19 protein-coding genes are annotated in these 19434 nt (G+C 68.8%); 9 read left to right on the plus strand and 10 right to left on the minus strand.

The window, feature by feature from the left end; genetic code table 11:
* Positions 1 to 76: 76 nt before the first annotated feature.
* Complete coding sequence (gene pabB / locus AB4851_RS29450) at positions 77 to 1678, minus strand: aminodeoxychorismate synthase component I (protein ID WP_414449903.1); 1602 nt, start codon at positions 1676 to 1678, stop codon at positions 77 to 79.
* A 120-nt stretch (positions 1679 to 1798) separates the two neighbouring features.
* Positions 1799 to 2386, minus strand: a complete 588-nt coding sequence (locus AB4851_RS29455; protein WP_414444523.1) for a VOC family protein — start codon at positions 2384 to 2386, stop codon at positions 1799 to 1801.
* A gap of 714 nt (positions 2387 to 3100) precedes the next feature.
* Between AB4851_RS29455 and AB4851_RS29460 the strand changes: the two genes are divergently transcribed.
* Positions 3101 to 3676, plus strand: a complete 576-nt coding sequence (locus tag AB4851_RS29460; protein WP_414449904.1) for a flavin reductase family protein — start codon at positions 3101 to 3103, stop codon at positions 3674 to 3676.
* Between the two features lie 374 nt (positions 3677 to 4050).
* Here the strand turns inward: AB4851_RS29460 and AB4851_RS29465 are convergent, their stop codons facing one another.
* Positions 4051 to 4923, minus strand: a complete 873-nt coding sequence (locus AB4851_RS29465) for a LysR family transcriptional regulator (protein ID WP_414444521.1) — start codon at positions 4921 to 4923, stop codon at positions 4051 to 4053.
* A gap of 146 nt (positions 4924 to 5069) precedes the next feature.
* Between AB4851_RS29465 and AB4851_RS29470 the strand changes: the two genes are divergently transcribed.
* The 3 genes from AB4851_RS29470 (at position 5070) to AB4851_RS29480 (ending at position 7933) form a co-directional block, all read left to right on the plus strand.
* Complete coding sequence (locus AB4851_RS29470) at positions 5070 to 6326, plus strand: MFS transporter (protein WP_414449905.1); 1257 nt, start codon at positions 5070 to 5072, stop codon at positions 6324 to 6326.
* Positions 6327 to 6729: 403 nt separating this feature from the next.
* Positions 6730 to 7413, plus strand: a complete 684-nt coding sequence (locus tag AB4851_RS29475; RefSeq protein WP_414449906.1) for an HAD family hydrolase — start codon at positions 6730 to 6732, stop codon at positions 7411 to 7413.
* 151 nt (positions 7414 to 7564) lie between these two features.
* A complete protein-coding gene (locus tag AB4851_RS29480; protein WP_414444518.1) occupies positions 7565 to 7933 on the plus strand; it encodes an NUDIX hydrolase in 369 nt (122 codons plus the stop codon).
* Between the two features lie 21 nt (positions 7934 to 7954).
* On the opposite strand, the gene AB4851_RS29485 is transcribed toward AB4851_RS29480, so the two are convergent.
* The 7 genes from AB4851_RS29485 to AB4851_RS29515 form a co-directional block, all read right to left on the minus strand.
* Positions 7955 to 8635: a flavin reductase family protein gene (locus AB4851_RS29485; RefSeq protein WP_414449907.1), complete on the minus strand. Its 681-nt coding sequence runs from the start codon at positions 8633 to 8635 to the stop codon at positions 7955 to 7957.
* Between the two features lie 158 nt (positions 8636 to 8793).
* Positions 8794 to 9516: a class II aldolase and adducin N-terminal domain-containing protein gene (locus AB4851_RS29490; protein ID WP_414449908.1), complete on the minus strand. Its 723-nt coding sequence runs from the start codon at positions 9514 to 9516 to the stop codon at positions 8794 to 8796.
* A gap of 79 nt (positions 9517 to 9595) precedes the next feature.
* Complete coding sequence (locus tag AB4851_RS29495; protein WP_414449909.1) at positions 9596 to 10459, minus strand: amino acid ABC transporter ATP-binding protein; 864 nt, start codon at positions 10457 to 10459, stop codon at positions 9596 to 9598.
* Positions 10460 to 10473: 14 nt separating this feature from the next.
* The gene (locus AB4851_RS29500; protein WP_414444514.1) at positions 10474 to 11136 is read right to left on the minus strand and encodes an amino acid ABC transporter permease; all 663 of its coding nucleotides are present in this window, start codon (positions 11134 to 11136) and stop codon (positions 10474 to 10476) included.
* Between the two features lie 34 nt (positions 11137 to 11170).
* Positions 11171 to 11821: an amino acid ABC transporter permease gene (locus AB4851_RS29505; protein WP_414449910.1), complete on the minus strand. Its 651-nt coding sequence runs from the start codon at positions 11819 to 11821 to the stop codon at positions 11171 to 11173.
* Between the two features lie 19 nt (positions 11822 to 11840).
* The gene (locus AB4851_RS29510; RefSeq protein ID WP_414449911.1) at positions 11841 to 12668 is read right to left on the minus strand and encodes a transporter substrate-binding domain-containing protein; all 828 of its coding nucleotides are present in this window, start codon (positions 12666 to 12668) and stop codon (positions 11841 to 11843) included.
* 136 nt (positions 12669 to 12804) lie between these two features.
* A complete protein-coding gene (locus tag AB4851_RS29515; RefSeq protein ID WP_414449912.1) occupies positions 12805 to 13836 on the minus strand; it encodes a LysR family transcriptional regulator in 1032 nt (343 codons plus the stop codon).
* 72 nt (positions 13837 to 13908) lie between these two features.
* Between AB4851_RS29515 and AB4851_RS29520 the strand changes: the two genes are divergently transcribed.
* The 5 genes from AB4851_RS29520 (at position 13909) to AB4851_RS29540 (ending at position 19415) form a co-directional block, all read left to right on the plus strand.
* Positions 13909 to 14703: a phytanoyl-CoA dioxygenase family protein gene (locus AB4851_RS29520; RefSeq protein WP_414449913.1), complete on the plus strand. Its 795-nt coding sequence runs from the start codon at positions 13909 to 13911 to the stop codon at positions 14701 to 14703.
* Between the two features lie 175 nt (positions 14704 to 14878).
* A complete protein-coding gene (locus AB4851_RS29525; protein ID WP_414444509.1) occupies positions 14879 to 15817 on the plus strand; it encodes a LysR family transcriptional regulator in 939 nt (312 codons plus the stop codon).
* A gap of 101 nt (positions 15818 to 15918) precedes the next feature.
* Positions 15919 to 17073 carry an aromatic ring-hydroxylating oxygenase subunit alpha gene (locus tag AB4851_RS29530; protein ID WP_414449914.1) on the plus strand — a complete coding sequence of 385 codons (1155 nt, stop codon included), beginning with the start codon at positions 15919 to 15921 and terminating at the stop codon, positions 17071 to 17073.
* An 81-nt stretch (positions 17074 to 17154) separates the two neighbouring features.
* Complete coding sequence (locus tag AB4851_RS29535; protein ID WP_414449915.1) at positions 17155 to 18342, plus strand: ABC transporter ATP-binding protein; 1188 nt, start codon at positions 17155 to 17157, stop codon at positions 18340 to 18342.
* A complete protein-coding gene (locus AB4851_RS29540; RefSeq protein ID WP_414449916.1) occupies positions 18342 to 19415 on the plus strand; it encodes an ABC transporter substrate-binding protein in 1074 nt (357 codons plus the stop codon). The genes AB4851_RS29535 and AB4851_RS29540 overlap by 1 nt, the downstream gene beginning before the upstream one ends.
* Positions 19416 to 19434 lie beyond the last annotated feature (19 nt).

The following is a 19434-nucleotide window of genomic DNA, read 5'->3' on the forward strand; positions in this document are numbered from 1 at the left end:
GTTGTCGCGTGCGCGTTATTCACGTCATGCACGCCGGGCCCGATGGACACGACGCGCGAGGCTGCGCCGGCCGGCCTCAGAGCGCGGTGGCGTCGGCGGAACGGCGCGTCGCGCCGGGCCGCTGCGCGGGCGGCGTCGCGCGCTTGCCCACGCCCTGCGTGGCGAGCGCGGCGTCCTCGGCCGCCAGGCGCTCCACCGCCTCGATCACGCCGCGCGCCTTGACGATCGTCTCGTCGAATTCCTCGGCCGGGTCCGACAGCGCGGTGATCGCGCCGCCCACGCCGAGCTGCGCGCGCCCGCCGTGCAGCGTCACCGAGCGGATCACGATGTTGAAATCGCAGGCGCCCGACAGCCCGAACCAGCCGAGCGCGCCCGAATAGATGCCGCGCGCGCCGCCTTCGAGCCGGTCGATGATCTCCATCGTGCGTTGCTTCGGCGCGCCCGTCATCGAGCCGCCGGGGAACGCGGCACGCAGGCAGTCCACGCCCGACACGCCCGCCTTCAGCGTGCCGCGCACGGTCGACACCAGTTGGTGCACGTGCGAATAGGTCTCCACGTCGAACAGCTTCGGCACGTGCACCGAGCCGATCCGGCTGACCTGGCCGAGATCGTTGCGCAGCAGATCCACGATCATCAGGTTCTCGGCGCGATCCTTCTCGCTGGCGGCCAGCTCGGCGATCAGCGCCGCGTCTTCGTCGGGATTGCGCCCGCGCGGGCGGGTGCCCTTGATCGGCTTGGCCTCGGCATGGCCGTGGCGATCGACGCTCAGGAAGCGCTCGGGCGACGCGCCCACGTGCGCGAAGCCGCCGATGTCGAAATAGGCCGCGTGCGGCGCCGGCGACAGCTCGCGCATGACGCGGTACAGATCGAAGGCCGGGCGCTCGAACGCGAACGTGATCAGGTTGGTCATGCAGATCTCGTAGCTCTCGCCGTCGACGATCTCGGCCAGCGCCTCGCGGATCTTCGCGATATAGGTGGGCCGGTCGTGGCGCATCGCGGCGTGCTTCGCGATCCACGCCTCGACCTCGCCCAGCGTGAGCTTGCGGCGCGGCGCGATCTCGCTGCGCGCGGCCGAGGCCGCCGAAACCGACGAAGCCGCCGAACTGGCCGGAGCGGGCGGCTCGACGCTCGCCTCGAGCGCGGCCTGGGTGCGCTCGATCCACGCGTCGGCCTGCGCGCGCCCGGCGGCGTCGCCGCTCAGATGCAGCAGCCAGGTCTTGCGTTCGAGATGGTCGATCGCCACCAGCCGCGTGGCGAAGATGAACGCCGCGTCGTGCGTATCGGAGCGCCACGCCCGCGAGCCGGTGGTCTCGCCCTTCAGCTCGTAGCCGAACACGCCCGCGTAGCCGAGGTTGAAGTCGAACGGCAGCTCGGCGGCGGCCTCGATGCGCTGCGCGTCGAGCCGCGCCTTGAGCCAGTCGAACAGGCTGTCGACCTGCGCCACCTCGGTGCCGCCGGCGCGCTCGATGGTGACCGAGCGCGCGGCCAGATCGTAGGTGACGGTTTCGCCGAGCGGGCCGTGCGCGTCGCCCATGAACGTGAATCGAGAGAAACCCGGCACCACCACGCTGCTCTCGAACAGGAACCGGCTCTTCGACGACGGGAACACGCGGCCAAACGCATGCAGCGCATCCGGGCAGATATCCAGCGCCCGGCACTGGATCTGGAGGCGATCCATGATGAATCCTTTCGATGTACCGCTGACAGGGGACAGCCGCCGCCGCGCGCGCGGCGCGAAGGCCGGGCGCGGTCGAAGGCCGCGATCACGGTGAAGCGAGACGCGAGGGAGCGCGTGCGATCAGTACTTGCCCGATTGCTCGAGCTGATCGAACAGGTCCTGCACGTTGTCCTCGACGAAACCGGCCTCGCCGTTGCGGCGGATCAGCTCGAAGCTCATGCCGGTGTTCGCGCAGCGCGACGAGAACGCCTGCGTGAGCCCGCCGCCCTCGATCACGTTGGTGTCGAAGCCGAGGCCGCGCGCCTTCAGGCTGTCCACAGCCGCGCTCACGTCCCGCACTTCCATCGCCACGTGCGCGATGCCCACGCCGTGGTGCTCCACCAGCTTCGAGACCTGCGACTCCGGTTCGGTGCCCTGGCACAGCACGAAGCGGATGCCGTTCATCTCCATCTCGGCGGACACCATGCCGGTGCGCGCGCCCTTGATGTGGCGGCGTTGCTTCAGCTCGAAGCCGAGCACGTCGCGGAACAAGCGGATGCCGTCCTCGAGATCGCGCACGGCCAGCGCGATGTGATCGATGCGTTGAAAGGAAAGGTCTGCCGGTTCGGCGTCGCGGGCGGATGGATCGGTCGACGAATCGGTCGACGGATCGGTCGAGGCGGCAGTCAAGGCGGCGGCGCGAAGGGATTGCGGAATACCTGCATTCATAGGGGCGTCCTGCGAAACGGGAGCGCGCTCGATCGGCGCGCACGAATGCATACCTGCGTCGGCGTGGTAAGCCGGTGCGGGTGGCGGCTAAGAGGTGACCGGAAATGCGGGTCGGGAGAGAAGAGGACAACGAGACGCGCGGCGGCCGCGATCCGGCATTTCATTCCCTTATCAAATGACGAATTGCCAATTCGATAGGAAACAAAACGCAAACGACAAGATTTTCTCGCGAACATCTTTGCCCTCTCGTATTTTCATTAGCGCTGCATTCAACCGTTTCAAATTCGAACTGTCAACACGACGGCCGGCGCCGAATCGGGAGCCCGCCGCGCCTGCCCGCGGGCCGCCCCGCGATCCGGGTCGATGCGGATCGATCGGCGCTGCGCCAAGCGGGACAAGGCGCCGCTCAGGGCAACGAGGCCCCCCTCGCGGCCGCCGTGCCGTGCCCGTGCGGCGCGCGCGCCGTGTCCACTCCGGAAGCATCTCGTTTCAAATGAGGGAAATTGAATAACATGACATTTACATTCACTCGGCTTCACTCATTTTTCTTGAGTTTTCATGAGCATTTTCAGCGCATATCAAAATAAGACTTCCGGAATCGGGGCGAGAATAAACCGGGCTCGCCGATTCGCGAATCCGGCCGCGGGTTCGGGTTGCTGCGCGCCGCATCCCGCACCGGTAGAATCCTCCGCTCCCCCACCCTGCTCACCTCACATGACCCATTTCGCTCCCGTCAGGCTCGACCACGCCAGCCGCCTGCTGAACCACGGCCCCACCGTGCTCGTCACGAGCCGCCACGGCGAGCGCCGCGACGTGATGGCCGCCGCGTGGTCGATGCCGGTGGAATTCACGCCGCCGCGCCTGGCCGTGGTGATCGACAAGAACACCTTCACGCGCGAGCTGATCGCGGCCAGCGGCGTGTTCGGCATCGTGATCCCGGGCTTCGCCGCGCTCGACCTGACGTTCGCGGTGGGCAGCGCCAGCGGCCGCGACGAGGACAAGTTCACGCGCTACGGCATCGATGCGCGCCCCGGCCCCGAACTCGGCGTGCCGGTGATCGAGGCGAACTGCGCGGCCTGGCTCGAATGCCGGCTGATCCCCGAGCGTCACACCGAGGACGCCTACGATACGTGCTTCTGCGAGGTCGTCTCGGCCGCCGCCGACAGCCGCGTGTTCGCGAACGGCCACTGGCATTTCGACGACGCCAACGCCGCGCTGCACACGATCCATCATCTGGGCGCGGGCAAATTCGTGCGCGCCTCGGGCATCACGCAAGCCAAGCCGCTCTGACCTGACGTTGGCGCGCTGCGGCGCCTCCGGGCGCCAGTGCTTCCGTGTGCCGGGTCCCCGGGCTTCCGCGCTTCCGAGTCCCCGGGTCTCCGGGTCTCCGGGTCTCCGGGTCTCCGGGTCTCCGGGTCTCCGGGTCTCCGGGTCTCCGGGTCTCCGGGTCTCCGGGTCTCCGCGTCTCCGGGTCTCCGCGTCTCCGCGTCTCCGCGTCTCCGCGTCTCCGAGTCTCCGAGTCTCCGAGTCTCCGAGCCTCTGAGCCTCTGAGCCTCTGAGCCTCCGGGTCTCCCGGCTTCCGGCTTCCGGCTTCCGGGCTTCCTAATCACCGGCCCTCCAGACCGCCGCGCCGCTGCGCATGGCGGCCGGCGACGCTCGCCGCCCTACAGCAAGCCCACCAGGTTCGCGACCACCGCCTCGCGCTCGCGTTCGCGCGTGGCCAGCGCGAGGCGCGCGACGGCCGGCACGCCGTCGATGTCGAGATAGCGCACGCCCTGCACGCGCACTTGCTCGAACGCGGCCGGCACGATCGACAACCCCAGCCCGGCCGCCACCAGATTGATCACCGACGAGATTTGCGGCGCTTCCTGCGCGAGCCGCGGCGCGAAGCCGGCGCGTCGGCACGCGTCGACGATCTCGGCATAGAGCGTCGCGCCGGCCGGCCCGGGCACCAGCACGAACGCCTCGTCGGCCAGCGCCTCCAGCGCCACGCGCCGCCGCTTCGCGAACGCATGGGTGGCGGGCACCACCAGCTTCATCGGCTCGTCGGGGAACGGCCGCAGCGCGACGCCGGCCACCGCCACCGCGCCGGGCCGCACGAACACGGCATCGAGCCGCTCGTCGAGCAAGCGGCGCACGAGGCTCGGCGAGTTCGCCTCGTCGAGCGTCACGTCCACGCCCGGGTAGGCGGCCTTGAACCGCTGGATCAACGCCGGCACCACCGGGTTGAACACGGCCGATGCCGTGAAGCCGAGCCGCAGGCTGCCGGTTTCGCCGTTGCCGGCCTGCTGCGCCGCGCGCCGGGCGCGCGCGGCATCCTCCAGCACGCGCACCGCCTCCACCCGAAACGCCTCGCCGGCGCTGGTCAGCAGCACGCCATGCGCGGTGCGCCGGAACAGGTCGACGCCGAGTTCGCGTTCGAGATTGCGGATCTGCTGACTGAGCGGCGGCTGGCCGATGCCGAGCCGCTCGGCCGCGCGCGTGACGTTCAGTTCCTCCGCGATTGCGAGGAAATAACGGAGATGACGGAGTTCCATGGGCGGTGCGGGTTGGCGGTCGAGGCGGTCGAGGCGTTCGGTCAGATATCTGTGAAACGTCTTTCTTTGATCCGTTTCATATATTGGACAGTATAACTAGCCACGCGGACAATCAAGGCTGTCGTCATGTCCCCCGGTTCCGCCTCATGAATCCCGCCTCCGCCCTTCCCTCCGACGCCGACACCCGCGTCGCCCCCGGCAGCGCCGACTACCGCCGCATCAGCCTCGCGCTGTTCCTGGCCGGCTTCTCGACGTTCTCGCTGCTCTATTGCGTGCAGCCGCTGCTGCCGCTGTTCTCGCAAGGCTTCTCGATCGGCGCGGCGCAGAGTTCGCTGGCGCTGTCGCTGGCCACCGGCTTCCTGGCGTTCTCGATCCTGGCCGCCAGCGCGCTGTCCGAACGCCTGAGCCGGCGGCGGCTGATGTTCGTGTCGATGGCGCTGGCCGCCGCGCTGAACCTGGTGGCGGCCTGGATGCCGAGCTGGTCCGGCGTGCTGGTCGCGCGCGCGCTCGAAGGCTTCGTGCTGGGCGGCGTGCCGGCCACCGCGATGGCCTATCTGGCCGAGGAGATCCAGCCGCGCGGGCTCGGGCTGTCGATGGGCCTCTACGTCGGCGGCACGGCGTTCGGCGGGATGATCGGCCGGGTCGGCATGAGCGTGTTGAGCGACTGGATGTCGTGGCGCGCCGCGATGCAATGGATCGGCGCGATCGATCTGGCCGTGGCGGTGGGCTTCGCGCTGCTGCTGCCGGCCTCGCGCCATTTCGCGCCGCGCGCCGGGGTGCGGCTCGGCGAGCATGTCGCGCAGTGGCGACGCCAGCTCGCGCACGTCGCGCTGCCGGCCGTGTTCGCGATCGGCTTCCTGGCGATGGGCGAGTTCGTGACGGTCTACAACTACGCCGGCTTCCGCCTGATGGCCCCGCCGTTCTCGCTCGACGCCACGCGCACCGGCCTGATCTTCAGCGCCTACGTGTTCGGCATCGTGGCCTCGTCGACGGCCGGCGCGCTGGCCGACCGCTTCGGCCGCGCGCCGGTGATCGTGTGCGGCGTGCTGACCAGCGCGGTGGGCGTGGCGCTGACGCTGGACGGCGCGCTGGCGGTGGTGATCGTCGGCATCGCGTTGCTGACGATCGGCTTCTTCATCACGCATTCGGTGGCCAGCAGCTGGGTGGGCCTGCTCGCGCAGGGCGGCAAGAGCTATGCGTCGGCGCTGTATCTGCTGTCGTATTACCTCGGGTCGAGCGTGCTCGGCTCGTGGGGCGGCCAGTTCTGGCAGGACGGCGGCTGGCACGCGGTGGCCGGCTACGGGCTGGCGTTGCTGGCAGCCGCGCTGCTGTGCGTGGCGTATCTGGCGCGCGTCACGCAGCGCGCGACGGCCGTGGCGGGCGGGGCCGCGTCGCGGGGCTGAACGCCGCTGGCCGCGCCGGCCACATCCTCTGAAAATCGGGCACGCGCATCGAGGATGCGGTGCCCGATTTTCATTTCCGCTGCTGCAACGGCTTCGGCGGTGCCACCACCCACCCGCCGATCTGCGGCGCTGAAACAACGGTTACCGAAAAACCTGCCGCCACGTTCCAACGCAAGCGCACAGCCCGCCCAAATGCCACAAAATCCCACACCGCCAATACCAGCGTGCCGCCGAGCGCCACGCGCCGGCCCGCCAAACCGCGATGACAGGCGGATGACAGCCGGTTGCAGATATTTGCTGATTTGCCGATTCGGGCATTTGTCGTTACGATTTTCGGCTCGCCCGGTCACGGGCCGCCGCAGCGTTGCCTGCCGCGCCGTCCGCCCTCGTCGTCAGGAAGTCCATGAGCCGTCACCTTGCGCTGTTCGATCTCGATCACACCCTGCTGCCGCTCGACAGTGACCAGTCGTGGGCGCATTTTCTCGCGCGCCTCGGCATCGACGGCGCGGCCGATCACGTGGCCTCGATCGATCGCCTCTATCGCGACTATGCGGCAGGCTCGCTCGATCTCGACGGCTACCTGCGCATCGCGCTCGCGCCGCTGGCCCGCCATTCGCGCGAACAGCTCGACGGCTGGCACGCACGCTACATGGCCGACGTGATCGAGCCGGCGATCCTGCCGGCCGCGCGCCAATTGATCGCACGGCATCGCGACGCGGGCGACCTGTGCTGCATCGTCACGGCCTCGAACGCGTTCGTGACCGAGCCGATCGGCCGCGCGCTCGGCTTCGAACACCTGCTCGCGATCGAGCTGGCCACCGAGGGCGGCGACCCGGCCGCACGCTATACGGGCGCGCCGATCGGCGTGCCGTCGTTCCGCGAAGGCAAGATCACGCGCACCGAGCAATGGCTCGATTCGCTCGGCCACCGCCTCGACGCGTTTGCGCGCAGTTATTTCTACAGCGATTCGATCAACGACCTGCCGCTGCTGGAACAGGTCACCGATCCCGTCGCGACCAACCCGGACGCACCACTGCGCGCCGTGGCGGCCGCCCGCGGCTGGCCGGTGCTCGACCTGTTTCAGTAAGCCGCACGCGGGCAGGCCGACGCGTAGCGCGCGCCGGCCTGCCCCGACCGATGACCGATACGCGCGCCGCCGCGCAGAACGCGGCGGTGCGAGGCAACAGCCCGGCCGAATCTACCTCGCCGGCCACCGTCGCCAGACCGAACGAATAACGATGAAAGAACGCGCCACCGTCTTGTGCCGCCGCGCCAACAAGATCCTGCTGGTCACCCGCCCGCGTTCGCGCTGGGCCTTGCCCGGCGGCACGATCCACGCCGGCGAGAGCCCGCTGGACGCCGCCGCCCGCGAGCTGTACGAGGAAACCCATCTCGACGGCCTGGTGCTGCACTACGCGTTCCAGTTCGGCGGCCTGAACAAGCGCCATCACGTCTTCATCGCCGACGTGCCGCGCGGCCGCAAGGCCATCGCCAGCAACGAGATCACCGGCGCGCGCTGGTTCGGCCGCACCCGCTTCGCCTCGCTCGCGGTCAGCGTGCCGACCCGCAAGATCATCGAACTCGTGCAGAAGATGTCGGTGCGCTGAACGCGCCCCCTCAGCTGCCGCTCAGTTGCCGCTGTGCCCGAACGCCTCGCCCATCTGCTCGGCTTCCTCGGGCGACTGCGGGCGCAGCAGCTCGAACATCGAGGCCGGCTCGATCACCGCGTAATCGCCCGGGCCGCCCGCGCGCAGCACCGGCCGTGCCTCGGCGGTGCGATACACGCCGTCGCGCAGCAGCTCGCGGCGGATATGCACCGCCACCACCTCGCCCAGCACCAGCCACGTGCCCAGCTCGCCGCCGGCCGCATCGGCCAGGCGCACGATCTGCGTCTTGCGGCATTCGAAATGCACCGGGCTGGCCGCCACGCGCGGCGCCCGCACCCGCTGCGACGGCGCCAGTTCGAGCCGCGCCACGTCGGCCTCGCTCACGCCGCGCGGCAGCGGCGCGCAGCTGATGTTCATCTGCTCGACGAGCGCGCGGGTGGTCAGGTTCCAGACGAACTCGCCGGTCGCGTCGATATTGGCGACGCTGTCCTTCCAGCCGAGGCTGGCGAAGCCAACGATCGGCGGGCGGTAGTTGAAGCCGTTGAAAAAGCTGTACGGCGCGAGATTCGGGCGGCCCTCGGCGTCGACGCTGGAGATCCAGCCGATCGGGCGCGGCCCGACGATCGCGTTGAACGGATCGTGCGGGAGGCCGTGGCCCGAGGCGGGTTCGTAATAGTGGTAGGAATCGTCGGAGGCGGACACGGAAGCTCCTGGCAAGGATGGCGGTGAGGGATGGCGGTAACATCGGCGGCGGCCGGATGGCCGTCGCACAGTGACCGCAACACTACCGGAATCGCCGCCGGCCTGCAGCGCCCGTCTCCGTCCCGACGTCCGCTGGCCGCCCCCTCGTCCCGTCGCCCTCAATCGCGGTAGGACGGCGATTCGTCGTCGAGGATCTTCTTCATCTCCTCGAAATGCGCGATCGAGAAATCGCGGATGCCTTCCCAGTCGCGCGCCGTGCGCTCCGCCACCGCATCCGACAGCACGTTGATCGGCCGGCCGGTCGCATAGGCGTGCACGAGGATCTGGCAGGCGCGTTCGAGCGTGTACAGATCGTCGAACGCCTCGCCGATCGTCTCGGCCGTGACCAGCACGCCGTGATTGCCCATCATCAGCCGCGACTTGCCGTCGAGCATCGCGACCAGGCGCGCGCCCTCGTCGTCGGAATCGGCCATGCCCGAGAACGAGGTATCGAGCGCGACGCGCCGGAAATAGCGCGCGGTGTTCTGCTCGATCGGCAGGATGGTCGGATCGGCGAGCGTCGCGATCGCGGTGGCGTAGATCGGATGCAGGTGCATCGCCACCCGCACCTGCGGCAGCCGCTGGTGCAACTGGCCGTGGATCGCCCAGGCCGTGGGATCGACGCTGCCGTCGGCCACGCAGGACGGATCGTCCGCGTCGAGCAGCACCAGGTCGCTGGCCTTGATCCGCGAAAAATGCTGCCATTTGCGGTTCATCAGGAAACGGCGGCCGTCGCCGGAGACGGCGACGCTGAAATGATTGGCCACCGCCTCGTGCATGCCCAGACGGGCGAAGCAGCGGAACGCGGCGGCGAGATCGATACGGAGCTGGGTTTCGGTCATGACGGGGGGCTCGGTGGAATCGAGAGAATCGAGAGAATCGGGGGAATCGGAGGAATCGCCGAAGCCGGCGCCGCGCTGTTCAGGCGCCATCGGCAACCGCCGCAACAGCGGGCGCCGCCTCGTCGCCGGACCAGAACGCATTGCGATCGACGTAGTTCTGCAGGAACTGGCGCAGCCGCGGGTTCTCCGAGCGGCGGAACAACTCGCGCGGATGGCCCTGCGCGGCGATGCGCCCCTGGTCGATGAACACGACGGTATCGGCCATCTGCGCGGCGAAGCCCATCTCGTGCGTGACGACGGCCATCGTCATGCCGTCGCGCGCAAGCTGCTTCATCACCTGCAGCACCTCGCCCACCAGTTCGGGATCGAGCGCCGAAGTCGGCTCGTCGAACAGCATGATGGTCGGCTCCATCGCCAGTGCGCGCGCGATCGCCACGCGCTGCTGCTGGCCGCCCGACATCTTCGACGGGCGCGCGTCGGCACGATGCGACAGCCCGACCATCTCGAGCATCGCGGCGGCGCGGCGCGCGGCCTCGTCGCGCGACAGGCGCCGCACGCGCAGCAACGCCTCCTGCACGTTGCCGAGCGCGCTCATGTGCGGCCACAGGTTGAACTGCTGGAACACCATCCCGACGTTGCGGCGCACGCGGTTGATCTCGGCCTGCGAGGCGCGGGCACGCGCGCCGTCGCGTTCGGTGTAGCCGAGCAGCTCGCCCTCGATCCGCACCGCGCCGTGATCATAGGTTTCGAGCCCGGCCAGGCAGCGCAGCAGCGTGCTCTTGCCGGAGCCGGACGGCCCGACGATGCAGACCACTTCCGATTTCGCGATGCGCAGATCCACGCCGCGCAGCACGTCGGTGTGGCCGAAGCGCTTGTACAGGCCGTCGACGGCGATCGGCGGCGCGGCCGCGTCGGGCGGGGAACACTCATCGGGTACGCGCATGCGTGCCTCCGGGGTCAGGCGAACATCCGGCCGATACGCCGCTCGGCGAGCGCACCGGCCCACGTCGCGAGTTCGACCAGCAACAGATAGCAGACCGACAGCGCGAGCAGCGTCTCGACGAACGCGAAGCTCGCCGAACCGATGCCGGTCAGCACGAAGGTCAGCTCGGGCACCGTGACGATCGACAGCACCGCCGTCTCCTTGCTCAGCACGATCGTCAGGTTGGTCAGCGCCGGCAGGATCAGCGCGAGCATCTGCGGCAACTGAATCCGCACGATCGCCTGCCAGCGCGTCAGGCCCAGGCAGGCCGCGGCCTCGAGATGCCCGGGCGGAATCGCGGCGAACCCCGAGCGGAACGCCTCGGTGAAATACGCGCCCGCGTACAGCGCAAGGCTCGCGATGCCGGCCGGCAGCGGATCGAGCGTGAGCCCGAAGGCCGGGCCGCCGTAGTACAGCAGGAACAGTTGCACGAGAAACGGCGTGCCGCGAAACAATTCGATGTACACACGAATCGCGGCACGTGCGCCGCGCCCGCCGAGCTGCTGCGCGAGCGCCGCCGCGAAGCCGAGCGCCAGGCCGATCGCGACGCTCGCGATCCACGCGCCCACCGTGATCGCGAGGCCGCCGCCGATCTGCGGCAGGTTGTGGGTGATGACGGCGGGGTCGAACGTCGACATGCGCGAGCCTCCGTGGCGTGGCGTGACGCGGCGTTCAGCCGGCGCGCAGGCGCCGCTCGGCGCCGTGCGCGACCAGCGCGAGCGCGCCGCACAGGATGAAATAGATCAGGCCGGCGGCCGCGTAGGCTTCCAGCGGCTGGTAGGTGCTCGCGGCGATGTTCTGCGCGGTGCGCGTGATCTCGGCCACGCCGACCACCGAAATCAGCGAGGACGCCTTGATCAGCAGCACCATCTCGTTGGTCAGCGAAGGCAGCGTGAGACGCACCACCTGCGGCACCTGGATGCGCCAGAGACGATCGGCGGCCGACATGCCGAGCATGCGCGCGGCCTCGATCTGCCCCGGCGGCAGGTTCTCGAAGCCGCCGCGCAGGATCTCGGCCACGTAGGACGCCGCGCACAGCGAAACGGCGCTGACCGCCGCCACGCCCGGCGACACGTTGATGCCGACGAACGGCAGCAGATAGAACACCAGCAACAGTTGCACGAGCAACGGCACGCCACGGAAAAAACGCACGTACACCGTGCCCGCGATCCGCAGCGCGGCCCACGGCGCGAGCCGCGCGCAGCAGACGGCCAGCCCGATGAAGAAGCCGAGCACGAGGCCGGCGGCCGACACGCCGAGCGTCATCAGGGCCGCATGCGCCAGCAGCGGCAGCCCCGCGAGGAAGGTGGTCAGGCTGAACATGGCGGGCCGCCCGTCGCGCTCAGAAGCTCGGCGCCGGCATCGTCGAGGGCAGGTCCACCGCCACCCCGAACCACTTCTTCTGCAGCGCCGCGAGCGTGCCGTTCTGGTTCAGCGTGACGAGCGCCGCGTTGAAGGCGGCGTTCAGCGGCGCGCTGTCGGCATCCTTGCGCATGCAGTAGGCGAAGTAGACCTTCGCGCCGAAGGCCGGCTGCACCACCGCGAACATCGCCGGGCGCTGCTTGGCGACATAGGCGACGTTGGTCAGCGAATTCGCGACGGCCGCGAGACGCCCGGCGGCGAGATCCGCGTAGGCCTGGTTGTTGTCGACGTACTCGCGCACGGTCGGCGGTTTCGGCAGCGTCGCCACGTAGGCCTTCAACTGATCGAGCTGCGCGCTGCCCTTGCCGGCGCCCACCACCTTGCCGGCGATATCGGCGGACTGCTTGAGGCTGCCGTCACCCGCGCGCTTGAGCAGCGCGTCGGTGCCGTCGGCGATCGGCAGCGTGAACGCGTAGCGGCCCATGCGCGCCTTGGTCACCGTCAGCGGCCCCGCCACCATGTCGAACTTGCCGGCGTCGAGCCCCGGCAGCACGCTCTCCCACGGCAGATCGACGAAGCGCACCTTCACGGCCATCAGCTTGCCGACCTCGGCGAACAGATCCTTGTTGAAACCGGCTTGCTGGCCGTTCTCGAGAAAATCGAACGGCGCGAACTGCATCTCGGTGCCGACCACCAGCTCGCCGTGCTGCTTCACGCGGGCCAGCAGATCGTCGGCATGCGCGGCGACGGCGCCGGCGCTCAACGTCAGCGCGAGCAACAGCGATTTCCAATGACTGAAACGAAACATGAGACGCTCTCCGAATGGATTGGACGAAGGCCGCGGCGCGGTGCGCCGGCACCGGCCCGTGTCGACCGCGAGACCAATTTATTCGGCCAATATCCCGAGAAAAATATGGTTTTTCGATGTAGGCGCAAGCTTTTGGCTATGCAGCCTCGACGCTCGCCAGCGCGGCGCCCTCGCCTTGCGGCGCGTCGTCATGCCCGGCCAGCGCCTGCGCGCAGTAATCGATGAAGGCCTGCGTGAGCGGCGTGGGCGACGCGCCGGCCAGCGTCGCGGCCACGATCGTGGTCGACGCGAGACGCCCGGCCAGCGGCCGCGCCACCACGCGCCGGCCGTCGTAGGTGAGGTCGGCGGCCGGACGCGTGACGAGCAGCGCGAAGCCCGCGCCGTGCCCGACCAGGCCGCGCACCATCTCGATCGACGGCGAGGCGAACGCCACCGTCGGCGCGAGCCCCGCCGCCTCGAACAGGCCGAGGAAATAGCGGCGGCTCGGCTCGACGTCGAGCAGGATCATCGGCGCGTCGCACAGTTGCGCGAGCGTCAGCATGGGGCAGGCGGCGAGCGGATGATCGGCCGCGAGCAGCAGGTAGGGCCGCCCGCTCGCACGCAGCGGGGTGCGCGCGAGATCGTCGCCGAGCGCCTGGTCGTAGACGATCGCGAGGTCGTAGCGGCCCTTGCGCAAGGCCTCGACAAGCTCGGGCTGTTCGCCGTCGCCGATCCGAAACCGCACGCCCGGATGCCGCGCGCGAAACCCGGTGATCAAACGCGGCAGCAGCCACGGCGCCATCGGCTCGTAGCAGCCCACGCTGATCTCGCCGCCCGCCAGTTCGTGCCCGGCCAGCGCGTTCTGCTCGAACGCGTGCACGCTGCGCAGCAGCGCCACCGCGTCGCGATGAAAGCGCTCGCCGGCCGGCGTCAGCGTGATGCCCTGCGCGTGGTGGCGGATGCACAGCTGCACGCCGAAGCGTTCCTCCAGCCCGCGAATCGCGCTGGCGATCGACGGCTGTGCGATGAACAGCCGCCGCGACGCCTGCGCGGCGCCGCCATGCTCGACCGCCGCCACGAAGTAGCGGAGCTGGCGCAGCGTGAACTTGGCGCCGGCCGCCACCCAGGGCCCGGCCGCGGCGTCGATCGACAAGCCATGATTTTCTTCGTCATCGCGGATAAATTTCATCGTCGTTTCTCCCGAATGTTCCGTGCCACGATCAGCCTCACCGATCACCGTCCTTCTTGTGGAGCAACCCCGATGCCGACCGATGAAACCCGACAGGCCTTTGCGCGCGACGGCGCCGTGGTGGTGCGCGGCGCCTTCTCCGACTGGATCGACACGCTGCGCGACGGCGTCGCGCAGAACGAGCGCGAGCCCGGCCCGTATTTCCGCAACTATTCGCCGGGCCGGGAGCACGGCCGCTTCTTCGGCGATTACTGCAACTGGCAGCGCATCGCGCCGTTCCGCCGCTTCGTCGAGGCCGGCCCGGCGGCGGCCGTGGCGCGCGCGTTGATGGGCTCGCGCCGCGCGCGGATCTTCCACGAGCACGTGCTCGTCAAGGAAGCCGGTTCCGAGCGCATCACGCCCTGGCATCACGACGAACCGTATTACTGCGTGAGCGCCGCGCAGTCGGTCAGCCTGTGGATTCCGCTCGACCCGGTGCCGCGCGACACCTGCGTCGAGTTCGTCGCCGGCTCGCACCGCTGGGGCAAGCTGTTCCGGCCGCGCAAGTTCAGCGGCGTCGATTACGACCACGATTCGACGCGGCTCGAACCGATGCCCGACATCGACGCCAATCGGCACGCCTACACGATCCTCGGCTGGGATCTGGAGCCGGGCGACGCGATCGCATTCGATTTCCATACCGTGCACGGCGCGCCCGGCAACGCCTCGTCGCAGCGCTCGCGGCGCGTGGTGTCGTGGCGCTGGCTCGGCGACGACGCGGTGTATGTCGAGCGCGGCGGCGAAACCTCGCCGCCCTATCCGGAACTGGCGGCCACGCTCAGGCATGGCGACCCGCTCCCCGAACAGGCGTTTCCGTTCGTGGGCTGAACCGGCCCGCCCGTCATGCCGGCCGCCTCGCGAAAAAATGTACGTCGCGGCCTTCCCGGACGAAAACACATTTCAAATATGCACCGCATGGTTTTTGGCTATGCAGAATGACGCTGTCGCCGCACGGTCGGCGCACCCTCTTCCCGTAGATCGTGGTCCGACCGGAGCCGGCGTCATGGAAACCATATCGTTGCGGTATTCGCTGCGCCAGTTGCGCTATTTCGTCGTGACGGCCGAAATGCTGTCGTTTACGGCCGCCGCACGGCAACTGCATATTTCGCAACCGTCGATCTCCACCTCGATCGCCGAGCTCGAAGCCTCGTTCGGCGTGCAGTTGTTCATCCGCCACCATGCGAGCGGCCTGTCGCTGACGCCCGCCGGCCGCGACATGCTCGGGCAGGCGCGCAATCTTCTAAAGAATGCCGAGGAGCTGCAAACCACCGCGCGCGAGATGGATGGCGGCATGTCGGGCACCATTTCGCTCGGCTGCCTGGTGTCGCTCGCGCCGCCGGTGCTGCCGGCGATCATGAGCCGCTTCGTGGCCGACAACGCGGGCATCGGCTTTCGCACCTCGGAGGCGCATCAGGACGATCTGCTGAACGCGCTGGCCGACGGCACGCTCGACATCGCGCTGACCTACAGCCTCGATCTGACCGACGACATCGCCTTCACGCCGGTCGTCTCGCTGCCGCCCTATGCGCTGCTGCCGCCGCAGCACCGGCTCGCGCGCGGCCGGCAGGTCGCGCTGGCGGACCTGCTCGACGAGCCCTATGTGCAGCTCGACCTGCCGCACAGCCGCGAGTATTTCGCCGCGCTGTTCGATCCGCTGGGCCGCCGCCCGGTGCCGACCTATCGCTCGGCGCAACCCGAAGTGGTGCGCGGGATGGTGGCGAACGGGCTCGGCTTCAGCATCCTGAACTTCCCGCTGCGCTCGACCAGCACCGTCGACGGCGCCACCTTCGTGATCCGTCCCTTCCGCGACACCGTGATGGCGACCACGCTCGGCATCGCCATGTCGCGCAGCATGAAGCCACGCCAGCTCATCACGCGCTTCGCTCAGTTCTGCGAACAATGCATTCCCGAATTGCATGGCCAGGTGCCCGTCGCTGCATAGGAAAAAACTGGCTGTTACATCCAAAAAGAATATTTTGGCTGTCAATTTGACTTGTTAGATTCGTGACCATTGCATAGCGCCGCAGCCGCTTCGGAGGTCAGATGAACCGCACCACGCCCGCCCCCGGCCCGTCCAGCCTCGACGAGATCGTCCGGAACCTGCGCGCGAACTGCGAGCGCGAGTTCGGCGACGCACGCGCGATGCCGCCCGCCGTCTACACCTCGCCGGCCTTTCTCGACCGCGAGCAGGAAGCCATCTTCCGTCACGACTGGCTCTGCGTGGGCCGCGCCGGCGCGCTGCCGAACCCGGGCGACTATCTGACGGCCGACATCGGCGGCCAGCCGGTGGCGGTGCTGCGCGGCGAGGACGGCGCGCTGCGCGCGATGTCGAACGTCTGCCTGCACCGGATGTCGGTGCTGCTCGAAGGGCGCGGCAACACGCGCCGCATCGTCTGCCCCTATCACGCCTGGAACTACGACCTCGACGGCGCGCTGCGCGGCGCGCCGCTGATGGATCGCCAGCCCGGCTTCTGCAAGGATCAATACCGGTTGCCGGCGGTGCGCTGCGACGTCTGGCAGGGCTGGATCTACCTGACGCTGAACGCCGGCGCGCCGGCCGTGGCCGAGCAGTTGAAGGAACTCGACGCACTGGTGGCCGACTACGACATGAGCGCCTACGTCGAGACCTTCTACGAGGAGCACACCTGGGACACCAACTGGAAGATCCTCGCGGAAAACTTCATGGAGAGCTACCACCTGCCGATGCTGCATCGGGCCACGGTGGGGCCGCATTCGAAGCTCGAGGAAATGGAATGTCCGCCGGGGCTGCCGGCCTTCAACTACCACTGGATCACCAAGGAAGCGTCGCTGCCGATCGGCAACGCGCATCCCGACAACACGCGGCTCGAAGGCCACTGGCGCAAGACCACCGCGCTGCTGGCGATCTACCCGACCCACCTGATCACGCTGACGCCCGGCTATTTCTGGTACCTGGTGTTGCAGCCGCTCGGCGTGGATCGCGTGCAGATCCGCTTCGGCGGCGGGCTCGCGCCGGAATTCATCGCCGATCCGAAGGCCGGCGAATACATGGCGACGCTGAAGGCCCTGCTCGATGAAGTGAACGCCGAGGACCGGCGCGGCGTGGAAGCGGTGTTCCGCGGCGTCCATGCGCCGCTCGCGGCGCCGGGCCACCTGAGCCACCTCGAACGGCCGAACTACGACTTCGCGCGTTACCTCGCCTCGCGCGTGGCCGCCTGAAGCGGCGGCACGGCAAAACGAGAGGTCCCGATGAACCCCGGCCGCGCGCAAGCGAGGCCGTCCAGCCCTCACAGTCAGACGATGGCCAGCCAACCCTATATTTCGTTCGTCGGCGTCAGCAAATCCTACGACGGCCTGCAATCCGTGGTGGACGGGCTCGATCTCGACATCGCGCGCGGCGAATTCGTCGCGCTGCTCGGGCCGTCCGGCTCCGGCAAGACCACCACGCTGATGATGCTCGCCGGCTTCGAGACGCCGACCGACGGCTCGATCCTGCTCGACGGCCGCCGCCTCGACGACAAGCTTCCGCATCAGCGCGACATCGGCATGGTGTTCCAGAACTACGCGCTGTTTCCGCACATGACGATCGCGGAAAACGTGGCGTTTCCGCTGTCGGTGCGCAAGGTCGGCCGCGCCGAGCAGAAGGCGCGCACGCTGCGCGCGCTCGAAATGGTGGAGCTGTCGCATCTGGCCGCGCGCCGGCCCGCGCAATTGTCGGGCGGCCAGCAGCAGCGCGTGGCGCTGGCGCGCGCGCTGGTGTTCGAGCCGAGCGTGGTGCTGATGGACGAGCCGCTCGGCGCGCTCGACAAGCGGCTGCGCGAAACCATGCAGTACGAAATCATGCGGCTGCATCGCGAACTGGCGCTGACGATCGTCTACGTCACGCACGATCAGGCCGAGGCGCTGACGATGTCGAACCGCGTCGCGGTGTTCTCCGACGGACGCATCCAGCAGGCCGCCTCGCCCAGCGAACTCTACGAAGACGCCCAGAACGCGTTCGTCGCGAACTTCGTCGGCGAGAACAACGGCCTGACGGGCCGGGTGACCGCCATCGACGGCGGCTTCGCCACGCTTGCGCTGGCCGACGGCACCGCGATTCGCGGCCGCTGCGGCAGCGGCGTCGAAGCCGGCGACACGGCGATGCTGGCGCTGCGCCCCGAACGCGCCCGGCTGGCCGACGCGGCCACGCTCGCCACGCCGCCCGACGATACCAACGTGGTGCTCGCGAACGTGCACGAAGTGGTGTATTGCGGCGACCACCACCGGATTCACGCGCGCACGCCCGACGGCCAGATGCTCGTCGTCAAGGTGGCGAACACCCGGCTCGTCGATCTGCCGCCGGTCGGCTCCGCCGCCGCGATCGCCTGGCGCCGCGACGACTGCAAGGTGCTGGCCGCCGCGGCCGCGCCGCGCCAGCCCGTGGCCGGCGATGCCGCCGCCTCCCCGTCTTCTTCCCCTGCCCTGCCCCTCGCTCCCGGAGTCAACTGATGAAAACCACACGCACCGTTGTCCGCAGCCGCCTCGCCGCGACCGCCGTCGCCGCCGCTGTCGCCGTTTCCGCGCTCGCCACCGTGCCGGCGCACGCGGCCGACACGCTGTCCGTCGTCACCTTCGGCGGCGCCTACGAATCGGCCGCGCGCCACGCGTGGTTCGAGCCGTTCACGGCCAAGACGGGCACGCAGTTCACGACCGAGTCGTACGACGGCGGCCTCGCCAAGCTGCAGGCGATGGAGCAGGCCAAGAACCCGACCTGGGATCTGATCGACATGGAAACCAACGATGCGATCAACGCCTGCGACGAAGGCCTGCTCGAAAAGTTCGACAGCAAGACGATCGGCAAGACCAGCGACTTCCTGCCCGGCTCGCTGCGCGAATGCGCGGTCGCGGCGATGGTGTGGTCGACCGTTTATGCCTATGACACGAGCAAGCTGAAGACGCCGCCGACCAGCATCGCCGATTTCTTCGACCTGACGAAATTCCCCGGCAAGCGCGGCCTGCGCAAATCGCCGAAGGTCACGCTCGAATGGGCGCTGATCGCCGACGGCGTGGCGCCGAAGGATGTCTACAAGGTGCTCGCCACGCCGGCCGGCGTCGATCGCGCGTTCAAGAAACTCGACACCATCAAGTCGAGCATCGTCTGGTGGGAAGCCGGCGCGCAGGCGCCGCAGTTGCTGGCGGACGGCGCCGTGTCGATGGTGCAGGCCTACAACGGCCGGATCGACAGCGCCGTGCATCAGGACAAGAAGCCGTTCAAGATCGTCTGGGACGCGCAGTTGTACGACTACGAATGGTGGGCGGTGCCGAAGGGCGCCAAGCATGCGGCGCTGGCCAAGCAGTTCATCGTGTTCTCCTCGCAGCCGAAGGCTTATGCGGACCTGACGAAGTACATCGCCTATGCGCCGCCGCGCAAGGATTCGCTGCCGCTGATCGACAAGGAGCGGCTGGCCGACATGCCGACGGCGCCTGCCAACTTCAAGCGCCCGCTGCAGATCGACGCGAACTTCTGGGCCGACAACGGCGACGCGCTGAACAAGCGTTTCCAGGTCTGGCTGACGCAGTAAGCGAGATTCCGCCGACGGT

Source organism: Burkholderia sp. 22PA0099, assembly GCF_047497165.1.
In the GTDB taxonomy this organism is placed as follows: Bacteria; Pseudomonadota; Gammaproteobacteria; order Burkholderiales; family Burkholderiaceae; genus Burkholderia.

Coding starts and splice junctions, on each gene's coding strand:
- pabB (WP_414449903.1), bottom strand. CDS start 1,678: ATGGATCGCCTCCAGATCCAGTGCCGGGCGCTGGATATCTGCCCGGAT.
- AB4851_RS29455 (WP_414444523.1), bottom strand. CDS start 2,386: ATGAATGCAGGTATTCCGCAATCCCTTCGCGCCGCCGCCTTGACTGCC.
- AB4851_RS29460 (WP_414449904.1), top strand. CDS start 3,101: ATGACCCATTTCGCTCCCGTCAGGCTCGACCACGCCAGCCGCCTGCTG.
- AB4851_RS29465 (WP_414444521.1), bottom strand. CDS start 4,923: ATGGAACTCCGTCATCTCCGTTATTTCCTCGCAATCGCGGAGGAACTG.
- AB4851_RS29470 (WP_414449905.1), top strand. CDS start 5,070: ATGAATCCCGCCTCCGCCCTTCCCTCCGACGCCGACACCCGCGTCGCC.
- AB4851_RS29475 (WP_414449906.1), top strand. CDS start 6,730: ATGAGCCGTCACCTTGCGCTGTTCGATCTCGATCACACCCTGCTGCCG.
- AB4851_RS29480 (WP_414444518.1), top strand. CDS start 7,565: ATGAAAGAACGCGCCACCGTCTTGTGCCGCCGCGCCAACAAGATCCTG.
- AB4851_RS29490 (WP_414449908.1), bottom strand. CDS start 9,516: ATGACCGAAACCCAGCTCCGTATCGATCTCGCCGCCGCGTTCCGCTGC.
- AB4851_RS29495 (WP_414449909.1), bottom strand. CDS start 10,459: ATGCGCGTACCCGATGAGTGTTCCCCGCCCGACGCGGCCGCGCCGCCG.
- AB4851_RS29500 (WP_414444514.1), bottom strand. CDS start 11,136: ATGTCGACGTTCGACCCCGCCGTCATCACCCACAACCTGCCGCAGATC.
- AB4851_RS29505 (WP_414449910.1), bottom strand. CDS start 11,821: ATGTTCAGCCTGACCACCTTCCTCGCGGGGCTGCCGCTGCTGGCGCAT.
- AB4851_RS29510 (WP_414449911.1), bottom strand. CDS start 12,668: ATGTTTCGTTTCAGTCATTGGAAATCGCTGTTGCTCGCGCTGACGTTG.
- AB4851_RS29515 (WP_414449912.1), bottom strand. CDS start 13,836: ATGAAATTTATCCGCGATGACGAAGAAAATCATGGCTTGTCGATCGAC.
- AB4851_RS29520 (WP_414449913.1), top strand. CDS start 13,909: ATGCCGACCGATGAAACCCGACAGGCCTTTGCGCGCGACGGCGCCGTG.
- AB4851_RS29525 (WP_414444509.1), top strand. CDS start 14,879: ATGGAAACCATATCGTTGCGGTATTCGCTGCGCCAGTTGCGCTATTTC.
- AB4851_RS29530 (WP_414449914.1), top strand. CDS start 15,919: ATGAACCGCACCACGCCCGCCCCCGGCCCGTCCAGCCTCGACGAGATC.
- AB4851_RS29535 (WP_414449915.1), top strand. CDS start 17,155: ATGGCCAGCCAACCCTATATTTCGTTCGTCGGCGTCAGCAAATCCTAC.
- AB4851_RS29540 (WP_414449916.1), top strand. CDS start 18,342: ATGAAAACCACACGCACCGTTGTCCGCAGCCGCCTCGCCGCGACCGCC.